Annotated in this window: 2 protein-coding genes; both read right to left on the bottom strand. The window is 73.4% G+C overall.

Annotated elements, in window-relative coordinates; translation table 11 throughout:
• Nucleotides 1-9: 9 nt before the first annotated feature.
• Nucleotides 10-405, bottom strand: a complete 396-nt coding sequence (locus tag ABZ406_RS08655; protein WP_357757468.1) for a hypothetical protein — start codon at nucleotides 403-405, stop codon at nucleotides 10-12.
• Entirely contained in the window at nucleotides 402-22712 is a 22311-nt protein-coding gene (locus ABZ406_RS08650; RefSeq protein WP_357757466.1) for a toxin glutamine deamidase domain-containing protein, read from the bottom strand. Before ABZ406_RS08650 ends, ABZ406_RS08655 begins: the two co-directional genes overlap by 4 nt.
• Between the last annotated feature and the right edge of the window lie 8 nt (nucleotides 22713-22720).

Here is a 22720-nt window from a genome sequence, read left to right as displayed (position 1 = left end):
TCGTCCCCTTCAGCGGTGGGGGTCGGCCGGGTGCGACACCACCGGGTCGGGGGCCTCCGCAGGCGGTCGCCCCTCGTCCACCGTGAGGAAGATGTCGCCGACGACGGCCAGCGAGCGGAGGTAGCGCTCATCGTCGTCGGTGTGTATCCACAGCACCGACGAGGCGGGGTAGTGCGGGTGCCGCGTGTCGACGAGGACCGTCGGGGCCGCGCCGTCCGGCCCGAACGCGGCGGCGAGCCGCTGCCGGATCCGGGTGAGGGAGCCCTCCGCGTGCCGGACCCGGGCCGCCCGGCGGCGCTGCGGCGACAGCCCGGCGTACCCGGGGATCAGTTCGGCGAGCAGGTCCGCCGGATGCTCCGCCGACACGTCCTGACGGCCGCCGGCCCCGATCATGCGGATGGTCATGACTCTCCAACGAGGACGGTGTCGCCCGGGTTCACGCCCTCGGCGAGCAGAGCGAGGGCGGCCAGGTCGGCGTGGTCGGGCAGGACCGCGGCGATGATCTCCAGCAGTCGGCGCGCCTCCCCCGACACGTCGACCGGCTCGTCGTCGTACCACCAGTAGTGATGGTTGCCCACCCAGGCCGGCGCGGCGGCCGCGCCGGCCCCGCGCAGCGCGTGCACCAGCCGGATCTGGGCCTGCAGGACGCCGAGGTTGAGGCTCGTCCGGGCCAGCGAGGCGCGCAGCGCGTCGGCGGTCGTCGCGGTGACCCCGACCATCCGGGTGAGCGCCGCCTGGTAGGTGGTGACCAGTCCCGCGAGCGCGCCGTGGTCGCCCGGCCCGAGCGCCGCCTCGACAGTGGCGGAGACGCTCTGTTGGCCGGACGCCCGCAGGTGTCGGGCCACCGCCCGCAGGTCCGTCCAGGTGTCGCGGGTGTCGGACAGGTGCACTGTGACGCCGTTGCCGTCCGGTGCGGCGGTCACCGCGGCGGGGTCGGCCAGCCGTGGGGAGAGCCCGGCCAGGTCGACCGGCCCGGCCGTACCCAGGGTCAGGGTGAGGCCGGAGGGGTCGGCGCCCGGCAGGACCTCCCCCATCCGGTACGGGATCGGGTCGTCGCCGGCCGCGGCACGGTCGTCGAGGGTGGCCCGTACCGCCGCGAGGTCCACCACCGCGCTGGCGGTCGGCAGCTCCGAACGCCAGGTCGCCGGGGGCGGGACGCTGCCGCGTACGTCGTGGCCGAGCGGTGCGTCCACCATTGCGCGGGCGGTCGAGGAGGATTCCGGGACGGCCCGGCCGGGCACGACAGTGCCGTCCGGGCCGATGACCAGGGTACGAGCGGCGACAGCCGATTCCAGCCGGGCGTCGGCGAACCGTCCCGGATGGTCGAAGACCCGCTCACCGGAGGCCCGGCCGGGGTCGGCCCACAGCACCCGCCCATCGGCGACTGTGTGCGCGAGGAACATGTGGTGCACCGTCTGGTTCGGCCGTTGCAGCAACACCACAGCCGTCGCACCCGGCCGGCCGCGCAGGTCGCCGACCACGGCGTCCCAGTCCGTCACCGGCGTCCAGTCGGCCTGCCCGGTCAGCCAGGATCCGGCGGCGTCGGCCTCCTGCGTGCGGCTCGGGCGCAGCGCGTGCAGTGCCGGTGTGGCCGAGGGGTAGAGCCGGGTGACCATCCGCTCGGCCAACGCCAGACACTCAGCCAGGGACAGCAGACCGGCGCGTACGGCCGCCGCCTGCCCGGCGTCGGCCACCTCGCCCACCGTCCGGCGGAACGCCGACTCGTCCAACCTGGTCGGCGCCGCGGCGCGCACCGGCACGATCGCGGGCTGAACGGGGAGCACCGGGTCGATCCGGCTGCCCAACTCCATGCCCTGTAACGGGTCGACGACCGTCGCCTCGAACCGGGCCGGCGGCTGGTACGTGGTGTCCGGTCGCACTGTCGTCACCGCGAACAGCCCCCCGTCCCGGTCGATCAGCAGCCGGTAGCCGGGATCTCCGGGCGGGTAGATCACCACTGTCGCGTCGTAGCGCATCAGGTGGTACTGGGCTCGCCGTTCGCTGTTGCGTTCGCCCACGTTGCTGGTTTCGCCCTCGTACCCCCGGCCGCCACCGAAGCCGCGGTACCCGGAGCCACCCGGGCCCGTGCGGACGTTGCCGCCCGTGCCACGCAGTGTCGCTCCGCCGCCCACCGAGGAACTGGTGCTCTCGGAGACCTCGTAGCTCGGTTTGGTGTCCCGCTGCCGGTAGTTGCGGCCCTTGTGGGTGTAGCCGCGGGGCGACACCGTGCCGTCCGGGGCGAGGTCCACGTTGAACGACGCGCCGCGGAGGTCGAGACCGAGCCGGATGCCGGTATCACCGACCCGGTAGCGGTGTTCGAGTAGTTCGTCGAACCGGCGGTTGAGCTGGCGGTCCGAGGTGTGGTGGGCGACAGTGCGCTCCAGCGAGCTGAGGTGGCCCTTGCGGGCGATGCCCGGGGGATGGTTCTCGTCGAAGGTGACCGGCCACGTCCGGAGCGGTTCGGTGACCAGCTTGACCCAGGCGTGGGCGGCGCGGGCGATCGGGCGCACCGACTGCGGGGTGAAGGTGGGATCGGCGAGCACCGCCGCGTTGAGGGCTGGCGGTGCCGGATGCGGACCCCGCTCGACCCGGACCGCGGGCACCGCTGCTGGCCGGGACGGCCCGGCCGGCGCCCAACTGCCGTCCGCCGGCCCGTTGGCGGCTGAGGGAGCGTTCGCGATCGTCAGGTACGCGGGGACGACGAGCCGCCCGTCGCCGCTGATGCCGGTGATCGCTGTGGTGCGTTGCCACCAGGCGGCTCGGCCCACCACCGGCGCGTCGGCCGACCAGCGGCTCCACGAGCCGGCGTCCCGCAACACCAGTCCTTGCAGGGCGCGGTAGAGGTTGGTACCGGTGGTGGCGAGGAAGCGGACGAGTTCCGGGAGTTCGGTGGTGAGGCCGATGTCGACCCGGAAGGTGATGGGCTGGGTGAACTCGTGCGACTGCTTGATGCCGAGCCGCATGATGTCCTTGGTCTCGTCGGCCAGGCCGCTGCCCGCGCCGGTGGTGCGCTGCCAATCGGCCCGGAACTCGCCGGCCAGGTCTGCCGTCGAGGCGATCTCGCCACGGGCCCGGGCCCGTCCGCCGACGTGCAGGGTGCCCGAGTGCGCGGTGTCGGTCGAGTGCGCCGTCACCGCCTCGCTGCGTTCGGTCAGGGCGACGTCGTCGCGGGGCAGGTCGGCGGTGGGCGGTTGGAGGTCGCCGGTCACCTGGACGAGCAGAAACCGGATCGTCCCGTCGGTGACGATGGGCTGCCATACCCGCAGACCGGCGCCGGTCAGGGTGGCGAACTGCCCTTCCAGGGCGGCGGGCCGCAACCGGGCGGTGAGCGCGCGGACCAGGAGCGTGGGTGGCAGGTCGACCGGGTCGGCACGGCGCGGCAGCAGCTTCCAGACCGACAGCGCGCGGGTGACGGCGGGCAGCACGGCGCGGGCGGTGAGCCGTTCCGGGTGCGACCAGGCCCGGACCGGCTCCCTGTCGACCGGGCGGCGGGCCGGTGGGCTGGCCGGCGAGACTGTGGTGGCGCCGGGCAGCCCGAGGGCCGCCGCGAGCCGGTCCGGTGTGATGAAGTCCTTGCCGAGGTTGACGCGCAGGTAGCGGACGGCCCGGGTGACCTCGCCCTGCTCACTGTCCCACCGTTCAGCGCTGATTCTGAAGACGAGGTCGCTGCGATGGTGCTGGGTGAGCCCGCTGTAGGTGGCCCTGGTGATGTCGATGTACCCGGACTCGTCGGACACCCCGTCCTCGCGGGACCACCGGTAGCCACCGGACGGACCGAAGGCGAGGCGACCGAGACCGCCCTCGCCCGCGGTGTCACCACCGGGCAGCGGCCCGCCGCTGCCGATGCCACCGACCTGCCGGCGGGACGGGTCGGACGGGGCGACCCGGTCGGTCGGGTCGTCGGCCTTGCCGGAGCCGCCGAGCGGGAAGACCGGACCGGCCGAGATGCCGACCCCGACGCTCCTATCGCTGTCGTGCGACCACGTGTGTCCGGCGCTGAACTGCTGGTAGTGCTCGATCTCGACGGTCGAGGGTGCCCGGGTCTGCTCGGGGTTGAACGCCCGCACCTGCACCCGTACGGCCTGGTGGTGACCGCCCTCGTCGGGCAGCGCGATCAGCCAGCCGAAGCCGTCGGTCATCTCGGCCAGACGACCGGCAGCCTGACTGGCGATGCCCAGACCCCACAACGGACGCGGCCAGTTCAGCGGCTCCGCGAACCACCGGCGATCCAGGTTGTTGAGCTGCGCGTACGCGCGAGCGGCCTGAGCGGCGACCTCGGGCAGCCCGGGCAGGAAGGGGAACACCCCGGCAGCGGACTCGCTCTCGTACGGGATCGGGTTGGCCTGATTCCACGCACGGAAGTTCGTGTCGGTTACCCGGCCGGCCAGGTCCAGCTCGCCCGGCGTGACAGTCCGGTCCAACCGGTGCTCGTCGGGCAGCACGGTGCGCAGCGCGGCGACGTCCGGCTCGCCCGGATCGGTCGGCTCGTCACCGATCAGGTAGGTCACCCGCGGACCCGCCGCGTGGTCCGGGGTCACCGCGCGGCGTAGCACGACCTCGTAGATCACCCGGTACCGGAGTTCGGTCACACCCCCCGTCGTCTCGGTACGCCGGTAGTGCTTGACCGCGCCGTCGTACGCGTCGGACTGGGACCACTCCCACTCGCCCTGCAGCTCGGCCCGCCCGAGTTGGAGTTTCCACTCCTGCAGAGGCAACGGGACGAGCAGACCTCCGCCGAGACCGCCGCCCACGCCGCTGGAGGTGCCGACCGAGCCCTCCACCGAGCTGCCCTGCAACGCGCGCAGGTTGACGTCCATCGGATACGCGCTCGTGTCGCGCAACTCCTCCACGTAGGCGATGACGAGCACGTCGTACGGGATGCCATCGATGATCACCTGGAACGGGTCGCCGGTCTGGAACCGACTCGGGTCCGCCTCCATCGCGTCGCGCCCGATATGGATCTCCAGGTCCTCGATGGCGTCAACGGGCAACTCGTCGCGGTGTGACAGGGCGAGCAGCCCTTCGGTGGCGGTGTCGAGCACCGCCTCCGCGCCGGGCAGCGACAGGGGCGCGGTCGGGCCGAGGCCGCGCCGGGTGGCCAGGGCCAGGGGTTCACCGGGTACGGGCGTCGCCGGGTAGCGGCCCCGCATCTGCGGCGTCTCGACGGCCGGCATCAGCCGTCGGGTCGTCGGGTCGACGACCCGACCACCGGTGAGAACCTCGACAGCGCGCGGCCCGAGACGGTTCCGGACCTCCTCCTCGTCGACGAGCCGCCCGATCCGCCGAGGGGTCGGCGGCACCGCCACGATCGGACCGTCCATCGGGGCACCGAGCAACGCCTGCTCGTACGCGCCGCGCTGCTCCTGCCAGACGCTTACCTCCCCGGGCATCCCCAGCAGCACCACCGGCCGGACCTCGCCGGAACTGAGCCGGGTCACCAGGACCGCCTCGAACTGCTGGCGGTAGCGCGTCTGCGCGTCGGTGCGCTTGAACACCGTGTGGTTGAGCACGCTCTCACCCAGTTGCACCCCGGCGTCGCGACCGACGCTGCCGCTCAGCTCGCCGCTGACCGTGCCCTGCAACCTGTTGTCCTTGGGCAGCTTCTCGCCCGGCTTGGGCAGTGCACGGGCGATGGCACTGATGCCGTACGACGCCACCTCGCCGGCCAGTGAGACGTGCCGGCTGCCGTCAGCGCTCGTACCGGCTTCCGCGATGACGCCGAGGTCGTCGCGGACCGCCACGTCCGGCGTGTCACCCAGGTGTTGCAGGCTCATCGGCTGGAGCATCAGGTGCAGCGACATGGTCGTGCTTCCGTGGTGCAGACCGGTGGCGCGGTCCGAGCCGTTCAACAGGCGCCGGTTGCGGTTGAGCGCGGTCCGCTCGTTGAGCAGTTGCGCCACGCCCTGCCGGGCGAAGTCGGCGGCCGCATCGGCGTCGAGGCCCTCCCGCAGCGCCTGGTGCCAACTGGTGATCAATTGTCGGGTGGACAGGGCGTTGATCACCCGGTCGGCGTACGAGGTACGGGGTGGTGAGCCGTCGGTGGAAGCGGCGGCGCGGGCCGGGCGGTACTGCCCGTTCGCCGGATCGGTGTAGGGCGCGGGGAACTGGATGAGCAGCAGGTCGTCGGAGGCGGGCCGGGTCGGCGTGGTGGCCCAGAGTCGGCCGTCGACGTACACGGTGAAGGCCAGGCCAGCCTGGAACGGCGTGGAGTCGGTGACGAACATCTGGCGACCGGCGAGCACCTTGCGACCCTCGGAGCTGCCCTGCTCACGCTGGCTACCGAAGGTGATGTCCGGCAGTTGGAAGATCACCCGGGTCAGGTGCCGGCTGATCCCGCCGAGCGCGGTGTCCCAGCTGGAGACGCCGCCGGACGGCCGCTCCCTGTCAGTGGTCCAGCCGCGGGACGTGGAGCCGAAACTGACCTTGTAGACCTTGGCGTCCTGCTCGGGTGCGGGTGGAGCCGGTCGGGGTACCCTCGCCACCGGCAGGATCCACACCAGACGCTTGCCGGCGCTGAGGTGGATGCCGCTGGTGAGCCGCTCGTCCCAGTGTTCGAGGTACTGCTCGTAGGCGGAGTCGGCCGGACCGGCGCCGCGTTCCGGGGCGGTCAGCGCCCGGGTGATCTCCCGCCGTACCTCGTTCCGGATCGCCGTCGCGTCGGTGGCCGGCACGTCGGGGAGGACGGGCAGACCGGCGACGAAGGCCCTCGCGATCTGCGCGGCAGAACCGACACGGGCGCTCGCCGGTCGGCCGGCGGCCAGGACGGTGAACTGGCCGAGCGCGCCGTCCTGGAGATACCAGGGCACTGTCGTCCCGTGCGTCGTCGCGGCCGGCGGGGGCAGAGGGTCGGCGGCTGGCTCGCCGCCGGGCCGGCCGTCCGCGTTCAGCGCCAGCACTGTGACACCGGGCGTGCGCAGCATCTCGTGGTAAACGCTGGGCGCGGACCGATCCAGCAGACCGGCGTGGGTGGGGTCGACGACCCGCAGGACCGGGGCGTCGCCGGTCTCGTCGGACCACAGCCAGAAGACGCGGTCGCGGTCCGGCACGTGCACCAGGGCCATCGCGCCGGGCGCGTTCCGCAGCGCGGTGAGCATGCCCGGTACGTTGGTCAAGGGGCGCACCGTGCCGCCGAGCAACTGCTGGAGTTCGGGCAGGGTGAGCCGCACGACGTCCGGCGAGTGCCGGCTGTCCACCACGTTCGCCGCCCGGCCGTGCATCGCGACGAACGCCCCGTACGCGCGGGCCACGTCGTGTTGCGGTGACGCCGTCTGGCGCTGCGCCTCGACCGTACGCACCCAGTCGCCCAACCGGCCCGGATCCCGGCCGGTGTCGCGATCGGGCAGGGTCAGAGCTGCGGCCACGGCGTCGGAGCCGGTTCCGCGGCGGTTTCCCGGCCGGCCCAGGCGTGGGACGGGACCGCGTACGTCGTGGCCGAGCGGTGCGTCCACCATCGCGCGGGCCGTCGAGGAGGATTCCGGGACGGACCGGCCGGGCGCGACGGTGCCATCCGGACCGATGACCAGGGTACGAGCGGCGATGGCCGATTCGAGCCGGGCGTCGGCGAACCGTCCCGGATGGTCGAAGACCCGCTCGCCGGCCACCCGACCCGGATCGGCCCACAACACCCGACCATCAGTGAGGGTGTGCGCGAGGAACATGTGGTGCACCGTCTGGTTCGGCCGTTGCAGCAGCACCACAGCCGTCGACCCCGGACGGCCGCGCAGTTCGCCGACCACGGCGTCCCAGTCCGTCACCGGCGTCCAGTCGCTCTGCCCGGTCAACCAGGACCCGGCGGCGTCGGCCTCCTGCGTCCGACGCGGGCGCAACGCGTGCAACTCCGGTGTCGCAGACGGATACAGCCGGTTGACCATCCGCTCGGCCAACGCCAGACACTCCGCCAGCGAGAGCAGATTGGCGCGTACGGACGCCACCTGCCCGGCGTCGGCCACCTCGTCGACGGTCCGGCGGAAGTCCGTCTCGTCCAACCTGCTGGGCGGCGCAGCCCGCACCGGCACGATCGGCCGGGCGGCCGGCGCCGCTGTCAGCGCAGGCCGACCGGGCGCCACCCTGTCGATGCGGCTGCCCAGCTCCATGCCCTGCACCGGGTCGTCGACCGTCGGCGCGAACCGGGCCGACGGCTGATACGCGATGTTCGGGCGCACCGTCGTCACCGCGAACAGCGCGCCGTCCTCGTCGATCAGCAGCCGATGGCCCGGGTTGCCGGGCGGGTAGATCACCAGTGTCACGTCGTAGCGCATGAGGTGGTACTGGGTCAGCCGCTCGCTGTTGCGCTCACCGACGTTGCTGATCTCGCCCCCGCTGCCCCGGCCGCTGCCGAATCCACGGGTTCCGGAGCCGCCGGGGCCGGTGCGGGCGTCACCCAGCGTGCCGCTCAACGCCGCCCCGGCACCCACCGACGAGCTGGTGCTCTCGGAGACCTCGTAGCTGGGCTTGGTGTCCCGCTGCCGGTACGTGCGGCCCTTGTGGGCGAAGCCGCGCGGCGACACCGTTCCGTCCGGGGCGAGGTCCACGTTGAACGACGAGCCACGGAGGTCCAGACCGAGCCGGATACCGGTGTCCCCGACCTCGTAGCGGTGGTTGAGAAGGTCCTCGAAGCGCCGGTTGAGCTGGCGGTCCGAGGTGTGGTGGGCGACAGCGCGCTCCAGCGAGCTGAGGTCACCCTTGCGAGCGATCTGGGGAGGATTGTCCTCGTCGAAGACGTCCGGCCAGGTCCGCAGCGGTTCGGTGACCAGCTTCGCCCAGGCGTGCGCGGCTTCCGCGACCGCGCGCATCGTCTGCGGGGTGAAGGTGGGGTCGGCCAGTACCGCCGTGTTGAGGGCGGGTCGCGCGGGGTGTGGGCCCCGCTCGACCCGGATCGAGGGCCGCGCCGCCGGTCGGGACGGGCCGGCCGGCACCCAACTGCCGTTCGCTGGCCCGGTGGCGGTCGAGGGCACGTCCGGGATCGTCAGGTACGCCGGGACGAGCACTCGCCAGTCGGCGGTGATGTCGGTGATCGTGGTGGTGCGTTCCCACCAGGCGGCCCGGCCCACCACCGGCGCGTCAGCCGACCAGCGGCTCCACGAGCCGGCGTCGCGCCGCACCAGACCTTCCAGGGCGCGGTAGAGGTTGGTACCGGTGGTGGTGAGGAAGCGCAGGAGCTGCGGCAGTTCGGTGGTGAGGCCGATGTCGACCCGGAAGGTGACGGGGTGGGTGAACTCGTGCGACTGGCGCATGCCGAGCCGCATGATGTCCTTTGTCTCGTCGGTCAGGCCGCTGACCGCGCCGGTGGTGCGTTCCCACTCGGCCCGCAGCTCGCCGACCAGGTCGGCCCGGGGCCCGATGTCGCCTCGGGCGCGTGCCAGTCCGGTCACGTGCAGCGTGCCGGTGTGGCCGGTCTCGGTCGAGTGCGCCGTCACCGCCTCGCTGCGTTCGGTCAGGTTGACGTCGTCGCGGGGCAGGTCGGCGGTGGGCGGTTGGAGGTCGCCGGTCACCTGGACGAGCAGGAACCGGATCTTCCCGTCGGCGACGATCGGCTGCCACACCCGGATGCCCGAGCCGGTCAGGGTGGCGAACTGCCCGTCCAGGGCTGCGGGCCGCAACCGGGCGGTGAGGGCTCGGACGAGGAGGTTCGGCGGCAGCTCGGCCGGATTGGCGCGGCGCGGCAGCAGTTTCCAGGCTGACAACGCATGGGTGACGGCGGGCAGCACGGTGCTGGCGGTGAGCCGTTCCGGGTGCGACCAGGCCCGGACCGGCTCCCTGTCGACCGGGCGGCGGGCCGGTGGGCTGGCCGGCGTGACGGTGGTGGCGCCGGGCAGCCCGAGGGCCGCCGCGAGCCGGTCCGGTGTGATGAAGTCCTTGCCGAGGTTGACGCGCAGGTAGCGCACACCCCGGGTGACCTCGCCCTGCTCACCGTCCCACCGCTCCGCAGTGATCTTGAAGACGAGGTCGCTGCGATGGTGCTGGGTGAGCCCGCCGTAGGTGGCCCGGGTGATGTCGATGTACCCGGACTCGTCGGACACGCCGTCCTCGCGGGACCGCCGGTAGCCGAGCGACGGCCCGAAGGAGAGTCGGCCACGACCACCCTCGTCGCCGCCCGGCACCGGTCCGCCACCGCCGCCGCCGATCTGCGGGCGGTCCGGCCCGACCGGTCCGTCCTGGCCGGGGCGGGCGGCGTCCTTGCCGGACCCGCCGACGGGGATGGACGGGCCACCGGACATGCTGACATCGACGCTCCGACCCGCGTCGTGCGACCACTTGTGACCGGCATTGAACTGCTGGTAGTGCTCGATCTCGACGGTCGAGGGTGCCCGGGTCTGCTCGGGGTTGAACGCCCGCACCTGCACCCGTACGGCCTGGTGGTGACCGCCCTCGTCGGGCAGCGCGATCAGCCAGCCGAAGCCGTCGGTCATCTCGGCCAGACGACCGGCAGCCTGGCTGGCGATGCCCAGGCCCCACAACGGACGCGGCCAGTTCAGCGGCTCCGCGAACCACCGGCGATCCAGGTTGTTGAGCTGCTGGAACGCGTAAGCGGCCTGAGCGGCGACCTCGGGCAGCCCGGTGAGGAAGGGAAACACCCCCGCCGCGGACTCCTTCTCGTACGGGATCGGATCGGCATGGTCCCACTCGCGGAAGGTCACGTTGGACACCCGGCCAGCAAGGTCCAGCTCGCCCGGCGTGACCGGTGACTCCAACCGGTGCTCGTCGGGCAGCACAGTACGCAGCGCGGCGACGTCCGGCTCGCCCGGATCGGTCGGCTCGTCACCGATCAGGTAGGTCACCCGCGGACCCGCCGCGTGGTCCGGAGTCGGCGCGCGGCGCAGCACGACCTCGTAGATCGTCCGGTACCGGAGTTCGGTCACACCCCCCGTCGTCTCGGTACGCCGGTAGTGCTTGATCGTGCCGTCGTACGCGTCGGAGCGGGACCACTCCCACTCGCCCTGGATCTCCGCCGACCCGAGCTGGAACTTCCAGTCGCTCAGCGGCAACGGAACGAGCACGCCGCCACCGAAACCGCCGCCCACCCCGCTGGAGGTGCCGACCGAGCCCTCCACCGAGCTGCCCTGCAACGCGCGCAGGTTGACGTCCATCGGATACGCGGCCGTGTCCCGCAACTCCTCCAGGTAGGCGAGAACGAGCACGTCGTAGGGGACACCTTCGATGATCACCTGGAACGGGTCGCCGGTCTGGAACCGACTCGGGTCCGCCTCCATGGCGTCGCGCCCGATGTGGATCTCCAGGTCCGCGAGCACGTCGACGGGCAAGTCCTCACGATGTGACAGCGTGAGCAGACCGTCGACGGCGGTGTCCAGCACGATCTCGGCACCCGGCAGCGAGACCGGTGCGGTCGGGCCCAGACCGCGTCGGGCGGCCAGGGCCAGAGGCTCGCCGGGTACGGGCGTCGCCGGGTAGCGGCCCCGTATCTGCGGCGTCTCGACGAACGGCATCAACCGTCGGGTCTTCGGATCAACCACCCGACCACCGGTCAGGACCTCGACGGCACGCGGCCCGAGACGGTTACGAATTTCCTCCTCGTCGACGAGCCGCCCGACCCGCCGCGCGGCCGGCGGCACCGCCACGATCGGACCGTCCATCGGGGCACCGAGCAACGCCTGCTCGTACGCGCCGCGCTGCTCCTGCCAGACGCCGACCTCGCCGGGCATCCCGAGCAGCACCACCGGCCGGACCTCGCCGGAACTGAGCCGGGTCACCAGGACCGCCTCGAACTGCTGGCGGTACCGCGTCTGCGCACTCTTGCGTTTGAACACCGTGTGGTTGAGCACGCTCTCACCCAGTTGCACCCCGGCGTCGCGGCCCGTGCTGCCGCTGACCCCGGCGCCGACAGTGCCCTGCCACCGCGTGTCCTTGGGCGTCTTGCCCCCCGGCGTCGCCGGGGGTCGGGGGATGTGGCTGATGCCGTACGAGGCCACCTCACCGGTGACCGCCACCTTGTGGGCGCCGTCGGCGCTGGTGCCCGTCGACGCGATGACGCCGAGGTCGTCGCGGACCGCCACGTCCGGCGCGTCACCGAGGTGTTGCAGGCTCACCGGCTGAAGCATCAGGTGCAGGGCCATGCTCTTACCGCCGTGGTGCAGGCCGGTGACGCGGTCCGATCCGTGCAGCAGGCGCCGGTTGCGGTTGAGCGCGGTCCGCTCGTTGAGCAACTGCGCCACACCCTGCTCGGCGAACGGAACGGCCTCGTCCGCGTCGAGGCTCTCCCGCAGGGCCCGGTGCCAACTGGTGATCAACTGTTCGGTGGCCAGGGCGTTGATCACCCGATCGGCGTACGAGGTGCGGGGCGCGGGCAGGTCCACCGGCACGTCGGCGCGAGCCGGGTCCAGTCGCCCGTTCCCGGGTTGCGTGTACGGCGTGGGGAACTGGATGAGCAGCAGGTCGTCGGAGGCGGGCCGGGTCGCTGTGGTGGCCCAGAGCCGGCCGTCGACGTACACGGTGAAGGCCAGGCCGGCCTGGAACGGCGTGGAGGCGTTCACGAACATCTGGCGCCCGGCGACCACCTTGCGGCTCTCCGAGCTGCCCTGCTCACGGTGGCTGGCGAAGGCGACGTCCGGCACCTGGAAGATGATCCGGGTCAGGTACCTGCTGAAATCGGAGAGCGCGGTGTCCGGGCTGAAGGCGCTGCCCGACGACCGCTCGCGGTCTCTGGTCCACTCCCGGGACGTGGAGCCGAAGCTGACCTTGTAGACCCGGGCGTCCTTCTTGGGTGTGGGCGGGGCGGGGCGGGCCTCCCGGGGCACCGGGAGGATCCACACCAGACGGTCACCGGCGCTCAGGTGGATGCCGCTGGTGAGCCGCTCGTCCCACTGTTCGAGGTACTGCTCGTAGGCGACATCGGACGGGTCACTGCCGTGTTCCGGTGCGGTCAACGCCCGGGTGATCTCCCGACGCACCCCGGCCCGGATCGCCGCCGCGTCGGTCGTGGCGATGCCGGGGATGACGGGCAGTCCGGCGACGAGGCTCCGCGCGATCTGCGCGGGAGAGCCGGTGCGGGTGGTGGCCGGCCGGCCCGCGGCCACGACGGTGAACTGGCCGAGCGCGCCGTCCTGGAGATACCAGGGCACCGTGGTGTCCTCGGTTGCTGCGGCCGGCGGTGGCAGTGTGTCGACCGACGGGGGGCCGGCGGGCTGGCCGTCCGCGTCCAGGGCGAGGACCGTGACGTCGGGCGTCCCCAGTATCTGCGGCAGCATGCCGGGTGCGGGAAGTGCCAACGACCCGGGGTGGGCAGGGTCGACGACCCGGAGGGCTGGGTTGTCGCCGGTGTCGTCGGACCACAGCCAGAAGACGCGCTCACGGTCGGGCACGTGCACGAGTGCCATCGCGCCGGGCGCGTCGCGCAGGGCGGTGAGCATGCCACGCACGTTGTTCACTGGGCGCGGCTGGCCTCCGAGGAGCTGCTGCAGTTGGGGCAGGGTGAGCGTGGCGGCGTCGGCCGACATGCGGCTGTCCACGACGTTCGCCGACCGGCCGTGCATCGCGACGAACACGCCGTACGCGCGGGCCACGTCGTGCTCCAGCGACGCCGTCTGGCGCTGCGCCTCCACCATGCGCACCCAGCCACGCAGCCGGTCCGGATCCCGGCCGGTGTGGCGATCGGGCAGTCTCAGGGCGGCGGCCACGGCGTCCGAGCCGGTCCCGTGGCGGGTTCCCGGCAGGCCCAGCACGCCCGGCTCGGCGGGCGAACGCGACGCCAGGGTCAGCGCGTCCACGGCGGACCGGTCCGGCGTCGACTGCGTCGGTGGCCGGCCCTCGACCTCGGGCGTCGACTGCGTCCGGAGGCGGCCAGCCGAGACGGGCACGAACTGCGTCGCCGGCCGGCCATCCGCGTCGAGCAGCAGGGCACGGACGCCGTGTCCGGTCAACGCCCGCTCCCACCTGGTGTCCGGCGCACCGGTGAACGCCTCGTCCGCGAGCAGACCACCGCGCTGCGTGTCGATCACCCGTAGCGTCGGAGTCCCGTCCCGGTCGTCCGACCACAGCCAGAAGACGTGCCCACGAGCCGGGCCGGCGTCCGGCGCGAGCACCAGGTCGTTCGCGGGCAGGTGGATCAGCGCCATCGCCCCTGGAGTGGCACGCAACCCGTCGACCAGAGCGGGCCAGTCCGCCAACGGCCGCAGCGACCCGTTCAACAGCTCCTGAAGGTCCCGCACCGTCATCGACTCCGGCGCGGCGGCGACCCGGTTGTCCACCACGTTCGCGCTGCGGCCGTGCAGGGCGACGAACGCCGCGTACGCCCGCACCACACAGTCGGTCTCGCTCAGCGTCACCTCCTCGCCGGGCCGATCCGGCTCCACAGCGGCCACCCACTGCCGCAGCCGCTCGGGGTCGCGGCCACCGGCGCGACCCAGACCGGGCAGCGCCCGCCCGACGAGCTCGCCGGCCGGGAGCCGAGGCCGAGCTGCGCCCTCGGGGTCGCCGATCGCCCCGGGCTCGGCGGGAGATCGCCGTGCCGGCGTCAGCGCGTCGACGGTGCTGCTCGCGTCGCTGTCGGACGGGTCGCTGTCGGACGAGTCGTCGGCCGGGTCGCTGGTCCGCCCTCCGGCTGCCTCCCACTGCGCCGCCACGTCCGCCTGCGCGGCGTCGGCGAAGTCGGTGACCTCGACGCCCGGGATGGCCCGCAGGAAATCCAGCAGACCTGGCGGGTCCTCGATGGGCCGGATTCCGGGGCCGGCGTCCGCGGAGTTGACGGCCTCGTCGAAGTCGAGCGAGTTCGCCGGTGTGGTCAGGGCCGGGCGTCCCTGCCGGGCCGCCCGCTCCGCCCGCCACTGGGTCAGCAGGTCCGTGACCTGGGCGGTCGACCCGTTGTCGAGGACGGTGAGCGCGTGCCCCTCACCTCGAAGGAAATGGAAGAGCGAGAAGATCTCGTCGGCGGTGACCGACCAGCGGCGTTCGAGCCGGTCCGTCCACTCCACTGCCACGTCGCGTACCCGGGCGGCCCGGTCGACACGCGGCGCGGGCGGCGCGGTGGATGCCAGGTCCCGCTGCGGGCCGTCCGGTAGGGACTGCACCAGCACCGACACCACGCGCGGGTCCATCCCCAGGTCGGCCGCGACGTCGGCGAGCACCGCCGGGTGCAGGAACGCGCTGGCCGCGAGCCGGACGATGTCGGTGGGCACCCGGCCGGTCGTCCGGTAGATCTGCCACACCGACTCGGGCAACGGCCGTGGCGGTCGGTCGCCGCCCGGTACCGGATCGACCCGGGACCCCGGTCGGGTCCACGCGGTAGCCAGTCGCGGGCCGGTCACCGGGTCCGTCAGCAGGGCGCGCACCGGTGCGTACCGGTCCTCCGCGGGGGCGGGGTCGTTCAGCGCCCGCAGCCCGTCGGCCGAGGTGAACACGGCGGGGTCGACGCCCAGCTCGGCGACCAGCGCGAACAGCAGCAGCGGGTCCGCCACCCCGAGCCGCGCCGCGTGCGCCGCCAGGTCCAACGGCACCCGGCCGACCCGCGTGCCGACCAGGGCCACCCACATCGCCGGCACGCCGAGTTCGGCGCCCAGCACGATGGACGGCTCCTGGACGTCCATCAGGTCGATGAGCGACACCTCAAGCTCGGCGAACTCCACCAGCGCCTCGCGCGGGACCGGGTCGCCCGTCCCCCAGGCACGGGGCAGACCCATGCTCAGCACCACGGCCGTCGGGTCGTCGAACAGCACGGTGTCCGCCGGAGGACCGGCAAAGCGCCCCTGTGTCGCGCGGGCCAACACGAGCGCGGTCACCACGCTGTCCCGGTCGTTCAGGTGGTCCTCGAGCTGCGCGGCGTACTCCGCGTGCCGGTCGTCGTCAGCAAGGGCGGCGCGGTCCAGGAAGCCGAAGACGGCCGGGTCGAGGTACCAGCGGCTGGCGTACTCCAGCAGGCGTCCGAGCGGGACGCCGTGCCGGTTGGCCGGGTCCAGCAGCTCGACCGGGGTCCGCTCCAGATCGTCGGCGACCAGGCGGTGGACGGTCCAGGGCGGCTGACCGGCGGCGCGGGCGAGCGCCAGGACCGCACCGTGGTCGAGCCACGGCCGCGCCTGGTGATCCAGAGCGAAGGTGGACGCGTCGAACCGCGGATCGGCGAACCGTCGGGCCCAGTACGTCCCCAGCCACGCCTCACCGGAGCGCTGCCCCTGCACGGCGCTGCCGTGCGTGTCCGGCAACGCGTTGGCGAGACGTTCGTCCAGCTCCAGGGCGCTCAGGTCGTCCGGCCGCTGGAAGAACGGCTGGTCCTGCAGGATCGCCTCGAACGTCCTCCCGACCGACTCGACAGCGCCGGCCAGCTCGGCGACGGCGGGGTGCGGTGTGCCATCCGGTTCGCGAAGCTCGGGGCGCTGCCGCAGGTTCGCGGCGACGGCGGCGGACAGCAGCCGGGCGTACCGGGCGTCGGCGGTGAGGACCGCGAGGAGCAACCCGGGCAGGGTACGGGACAGCCGGGCAGGTGGCTCCACTGTCAGATCCCGCACGGCCTGATCCCGGTCCGCCCACGCCGCGCGCAGCTCCGGCGTCGGCCGCGCCTCGGCGTCCAGCAGGTGGATGATCGCGCGTTCCAGCCGGTCGCGCGCCACCACCGCGTTGCGCAGCGGATCTCGGCTGCCCGGGGCCGCCGCGTCGACGGCCTGATGCATGCCGGTGATCTGCCGCAGCCCGGCCATCCAGCGGTTGAGCAGACCACCGAGGTCACCGAGAGCGCCGATCCGGTCGGCGGGCAGGTCGTCGGCGAACCGCTGCCTCGCCTCGCTGAGCTGCCTGCCCCGATCGTGCAACGCGTCGGTGTGGAACTCGGGCACCTCCGCGCGCCCCAACTGGCCCAGCGCCGTGGCCAGGACCGCCGGGGTCACCACCGCGCCCCACGCGCCGAGGGCACCCCGGGCCGCCTGCCGAAACATCCACGGGACGCGCAACGACTCGTCGTGCAGCGGCGACCGGCGGGCGGCGTACGTCCGGAGCAGCTCGGCGACGTCCGCGACGCTCTGGTGGTCCGGGTGGGACGCGGGTAGCTCGCTGCGTAGCAGCGGCGCGGTGAACGGGTGCAGGTATCGCGGGTCGGTGCCGATGACACGGGCCGCGACCAGCACCGTGTCCGCCGACAGGTTCAGCCGGTGCGCGATGCGGAGCAGGTCCACAGGTATCCGGCCGCTGGCCACCGCGACCTGGGCGACGTCGAGGAAGCGGTTCAGCTCCGACGAGCCGGCCCGGTAGCCGAGCGCTGTCGCCCCCCGCAGGTCGCCCCACGGCCGGTCGAGCAGCGCACGGGCGCTGGCCCGGAACTCCTCGGCCACGAGGTCGGTGCTGGTGAGCGAGTCCGCCCACTCGGTCAGCTCGGCGTCGCTGACCTCGGTGCGTGGCAGACCGGTCAGCAACGCCTCGGACGGGCGGGTCAGGTCCTCGGCGAGCAGCCGCAGGGTGAGTTCGACACGTTGCAGCGGCACGTCGACGAGGAACTCGTGGGCCAGCATCACGATGTGCGGCGAGGGCAGCAGGAAGGAGAGCTGACCGGGGTGGAAGCCGAGCCGACCGGCCAGGGTCAACTGACGGGTGAGGCCGGCGGCGTTGTCGTGCGGCAGGTAGCCGCTGCGGCGCAGATTCTCGCGGACGGCCTCGGCCCGCCCGGCCGTCGGCGCGCCGCTCGAACCGGGCACGTCCAGGTCCGGAAGCACGGCATCCCGGACCTCCGGTGCGATCACCGCCAGGTGGCCGGGCAGCACGCCCAGCGCCATCGCCAGGTCCTCGACCTGGTCACTGTCGTCGAGGCCGAGCGCCTCGGCGGCCCGGTCGGGCCGGGTGTCGATGTCGTGCCGTAGCCAGGCCACCGCCATCGCCGCGGCGAGCAGGGTGTCCGGTAGCGCGGTGAGCAGATCGAACGGCACGTCGTAGGCGACGAAGTCGAGGAGCGCCGGTAGGGCGTCGGCGTCGAGGCCCAACCGGCCGGCGATGTCCGCGATCGCCACCACGTCGTCGTCGGTGATCCGCCCGTACGGGTCGAGAGTGTCGCGCAGCTCCGGCACCGTGATCGCGTCGAGCCGTACGAGGCGGCTGGCGAACACGGTGAGCGCCCGCGGGTCGACGCCGATGTCGACGGCGAGGGTCAGCAGCGACCGTGGGGCGACACCGATCCGGTCGGCCAGGGCGGTGAGGTCGCCGGGCGTGTGGCCGATCGCCCGGATCCAGCTGAGCAGCCGTGCGGCGGGCACGTCCGGGGCGAGCGTGGTGAGCGCATCCCACCGGGGCCGGTCCAGGTCGACGGCCGGGTCGTCGCGCAGTGCGGCCCACCCGGCGGGCTCGACACCCTCCGGTTCCTGGTCGAGGCTGCGGGTCGGCTCCGCGTACCCCGGTGGGCGTTCGTATGTCGCCAGGCCCTCCAGACCCGGCCCGGCGAAGTGGTCCCGCAGCTCCGCGACGGCGGTGACGTCGAGGAGCAGCTCCACCGGACCCTCGTTCTGCACGGCCCGGATCACGAGGCGGTAATGGTCACCGAGCCGCACGAACCCGAGGGGTACGGCGTCGCTGAACTCCCCGGGACGGGCCCGATCGGACGGGGTGCGCACCGCGCCGACGGTCACCGAGCCGCTGTGCAGCTGATCGGCAGTGACCGGAAACGGTACGCCGGTCGGCTCCGGCATCCCGGACGGCGGCAGCGGCAGCAGTGGGACGGTTCGCCGGAACTGCTCGGTGAGCGTGACCATCTGCTGCCACTCACGCGTGGTGCTGCCGCGCACCTGGCCGACGCGGCGCAGTGTCACGCCGACGTCGACCCGGCTGGTGAGGTGGTCGACACCGAGGTCGTGACCGCTCGCGCGCCGCCCGGTCAGCCGCAGCTCGAAGCGGTGTGCCCGCGGGCCCGTCCGGTCCGACCGCACCACCAGACCGTCTGCGAGCAATCGGGGCAGGTGACGATGCACCGACGGCAGCGCCAGCAGCGTGCTGAGGTTCACCCGGTGACCGTCGAGCGTCCAGCGGTACCGGTCGAGGCCGCCGTCGTGGGCGTCGAGCAGGTCCGACGCCACTGTGCGTACCGGCTCTCCGCCGTCGGGAGTGGTCAGTCCCTGGGACCGTCCGATCGCTTCGACGTCACCGTCCCCTGGCAGCTCCGGCTCGCGCCCGGCGGTCGGGGTCAGTGGCAGGTAGCCGGCGCCGCTGCGCGCGACGTACGCCTCGGGCTGTCCGGGGGTGCCGTAGGCCCGCAGCGCGCCGTCCTCGCCGACGACGACGAGCCGGAGTTCGAGGCCGTCGGCGAGACGGCCGGGGTCGGTAGTACCCCAGCGGTGCGCGACCGGACCCGGCTCCTGCTGGAGGTCCGCCGCGGCGAGCATCGCGGCGACGAGGTCGCGCGGCCGGCCGCCGAGCGGTTGCAGGCCGAACAACGCGGCGTGGTCCGAGCCGGCGAGGTCGTCGGAGTCCACTACCGGCGTCGGAGCCGCCGGGACGGCGGGTGCCGGCACGTCGGCCGTGGTGGCGACGAAGCGGACCCGCGACGGATCAGGCGGTACGGTCGCCGGGGCGTTCGTCTGGCCGTCGAGGAAGAAGACCCCGTGCTCGGTACGCACCACGTTGACGGCGTGCGCCACCGACCCGGTGGCAGCGTTGACCACCATGACCCCGCGCGAGCCTGGTCGTGACGCGCTCATCGCGTCGACAACGGCCTGGTAACCGTCGACCTCCTGAACCGGCCGCCCCGCGTAGAAGCCCAGCACCCCCACCTCGGTGGCGACCGAGGTGGGCGCCTCGAACCGGCCGCGCCCACCGGAGTGCACCAGCAGATCGGTGACGATCGCCGCGAACACGCAGTTCAACAGCGACCGGTCCGGGTTGACCCGGTCCACGTACGGGAAGCGTTCCCGCATCTGGTCCACTGTCAGCGGGTCGCCCACCGCAACCCAGCCGCGCCGATCGACGGGCACGGCCCCCGCGACGTCGGCGGCGCTCGGTGCGGCGCTGCCCGCCTCGTCCGGCGTGGCTGCCGGCGTCGACGTCGCCTCCACATCGGTGGTGGGACGGACGTCTGGGCGCGGCAGCGGGTAGCCGAACACGACACCACCCACGTCGCCGCCGCCGTTGTCGCGGGCCGGGGCCGCTGGGACAGGGCCGGCGACCTGGGGTGTCAGGCTCAGGCCGGTGGTCGAGGTCGGGGCGTGCGGCCGGGGGCCCGTCGCGGGATCCCCGGTCGAGACGACCGGCGCCGGCCTACCCCCAGCGCCGTCTCCGATCGCGGTCGTCGGCGTGACAGCAGGTGTTGGGGTTGAGGTCGCGCTCGGCGTCGGCGTCGGGGTTGCAGTCGGCGTCGCGGTCGGGGTTGCAGTCGGCGTCGCGGTCGGGGTTGAAGTCGGCGTCGCGGTCGGCGTCGCCGTCGGAGGTGAGGGCGCCGTTGGAGTCGAGGTCGGGGTTGGCGTCGCGCTCGGAGCCGGCGTCGATGTCGAGTTAGGCGCCGGAGCCGCGTTCGTGGGCGTGGTGGTGGGTGTCGTGCTCCCGGCCGGAGTCGCTGTCCCGGCTGGGGTCACAGACGTGGACGGGGCCGAGGGCGAAGTTCCCGTCGCGGTCGGACTTCCCGACGCGACCGGCGTCCCGGTGGGGGTCCCGGGCGGAAGCGACGTCGAGGATGTGGTCGGTGTCGGAATGGATGTCGTAGCCGGTGGCGGCCCAGCCGTCGGAGCGGTACTGGCCGGCGACGCCGGGGTGGCCGGCGACGCCGGGGTGGCCGGCGACGCCGGGGTGGCCGGCGACGCCGGGGTGGCCGGCGACGCCGGGGTGGCCGTGGGCGGCGAGGCGGTTGCGGAGGTGGGCGGCTGCGCTCCCGGCCCGGAGGCCACCGAGGACTGCGGGGTGCCCGACGGCGGCGTCGATGCCGAGGCGGGGTTTGCCGTCGTCGTCGAGGCGGCTGCCGGGGCGCCGGACCCGACTGTCGACGAGGGCGATGTCGCCGACGGTGAGGTGGTCGAGCCCGCCGTCGGGGTCGTGGCGGCGGACACGCCAGGGGCCGAGGTGGCGGCCGGTCCGGATGCCGTCGGGGTCGGCGCCGAGTTGCCGAGGGCCGAGGGGGCGGCGCTGGGCGCTGCGGTGGTGGGGCCGGTCGTACCCGCCGCACCACCCGCAACGGCGGGCGTGCCAGCGGGCGACGACGAGGTCGGCGGCGACGCCGAACCGGTGGACGGGGAACCGGCGCCGGTCTGCCCCGCCGACGCACCACCGACGGTCGCGACGGGCGTACTCCCGGCGGTCGAGCCAGGCGTGGAGACCGCCGCCGCGGCCCCGCCCGGGGCGGCGGCCGCCTGAGCGGTCCCCGCCGACGGTCCTGCCGAGATTCCTCCCCCTGCGCCGGGACCCGCGCCGGTCGAGCCTCCCGCCACGGAGGCCGCCGAGGGGACGGACGCCGAGGCAGCGGAAGCGGACGGGGCGGACGCGACACCAGCGGACGGCGTCGACGTCGAGGCCACCGAAGCCGTCGACCCGGAGGAGGGCGTCGACGGCGCGACCGACGACGCCGCCGCCGGGGTCGACCCGGAGGGTGCCGCCGGAGCTGCGGCCGACGAGGCCGCCGGCGGCACGGAGGAGGCCGCCGAGGGTGAGGTCGACGTCGAGACCGACGCGGTCGACGCTGACGAGGACGCGGCCTGCGGTACCGCCGACGTCTTACCGTCCGAGGTGGACTGGTCGGCGTTCGGCTCACCAGACCTGGCCAGGCCCGTCTCGTCCGACTCCTCCGGGGCGTTCGCGTCGGACTTCTCCCCGACCTGGTCGCCGGCCTTCGCGTCAGACTCGCCGACCACTTCGGCGTAGCTGGGGAGGCCGTCCACTGTCGGCACCACCACCTCGCCGACCCCACCGCTGCGGCCGCCAGTGGACGGCCCACCCTCGGACGCGCCGCCGATCGTGGCCGCTGTCACCGAGCCCCAGTTGAACCCCTGTCCGAAGATCGCGCCGGTACTCGCGTCCGCGATGGCCCCACCCGCGCCCTGCGCGGTGGCGGAGATCGCGCCGTACGCGCCCTTGAAGCCGATGTCCGTGATCTGGCGCATGCCGTCCGAGGTGATGCTCTGGGTGGTGCTCGTCCACGTGTTGGCCAGGTGCCGGGCCGCCTCGCCGGCGACGAGGCGACCCGCGCCCGCCGCGACGCCACCGATCACGCTGCCGACACCGGAGACCAGCAACGACTGCGTGTCCAAACCGCCGATGCGCAGGCCGCGGGCGATCTGGGCGAGCTGGGTGGCGAGGTCCACGCCGAAGCCGATGGCCACTTCGGCGGCCAGTTCCGTGATCAGGGTGCGGATGATCGCGTACAGGATGCCGCGCGCGGTGGCGACCACCACCGGGATGAAGAGGGCACCGAACAGGGTGGCCAGCAGCCAGGCGATGGACGCCGCCAGCACGACCAGCTGCACGATGATCGTCACTTTGGTCTTCTGGATGTCCGCGGCGGCGTTCATCGAGGTCTTGGCGAGTTCCTCGGTGACGCTGGCCAGGGCTTCCAGGACGGCGGGGAGGTCGGAGCGGACCAGATCGGTGTACGTGGTGGCGGCCGACCCGGTCATCGAGTCGCCGAGGGAACGGGCCAGTCCGGGCATGTCGTCGCGAAGCGCGCGCAGGACGTCACCGTGGTCGCTCCACATGCGGTGCATGCTTCGCAACATCGCCTCGTTGCCCTCGGGCCACTCCATGCCGACCACGACCTTCAGCAGCCGCTGAAGGTCGGGGGGCAGGTCGACGACCCCGGGCCCGGAATCCTCCGCCATCTGGTCCT

Source organism: Micromonospora sp. NPDC005710, assembly GCF_040630995.1.
Classification (GTDB): Bacteria; Actinomycetota; Actinomycetes; order Mycobacteriales; family Micromonosporaceae; genus Micromonospora.
The sequence above is the reverse complement of the archived record's forward strand: the minus strand, read 5'-3'. Positions and strand labels throughout refer to the sequence as shown.

Coding starts and splice junctions, on each gene's coding strand:
- ABZ406_RS08655 (WP_357757468.1), bottom strand. CDS start 405: ATGACCATCCGCATGATCGGGGCCGGCGGCCGTCAGGACGTGTCGGCG.
- ABZ406_RS08650 (WP_357757466.1), bottom strand. CDS start 22,712: ATGGCGGAGGATTCCGGGCCCGGGGTCGTCGACCTGCCCCCCGACCTT.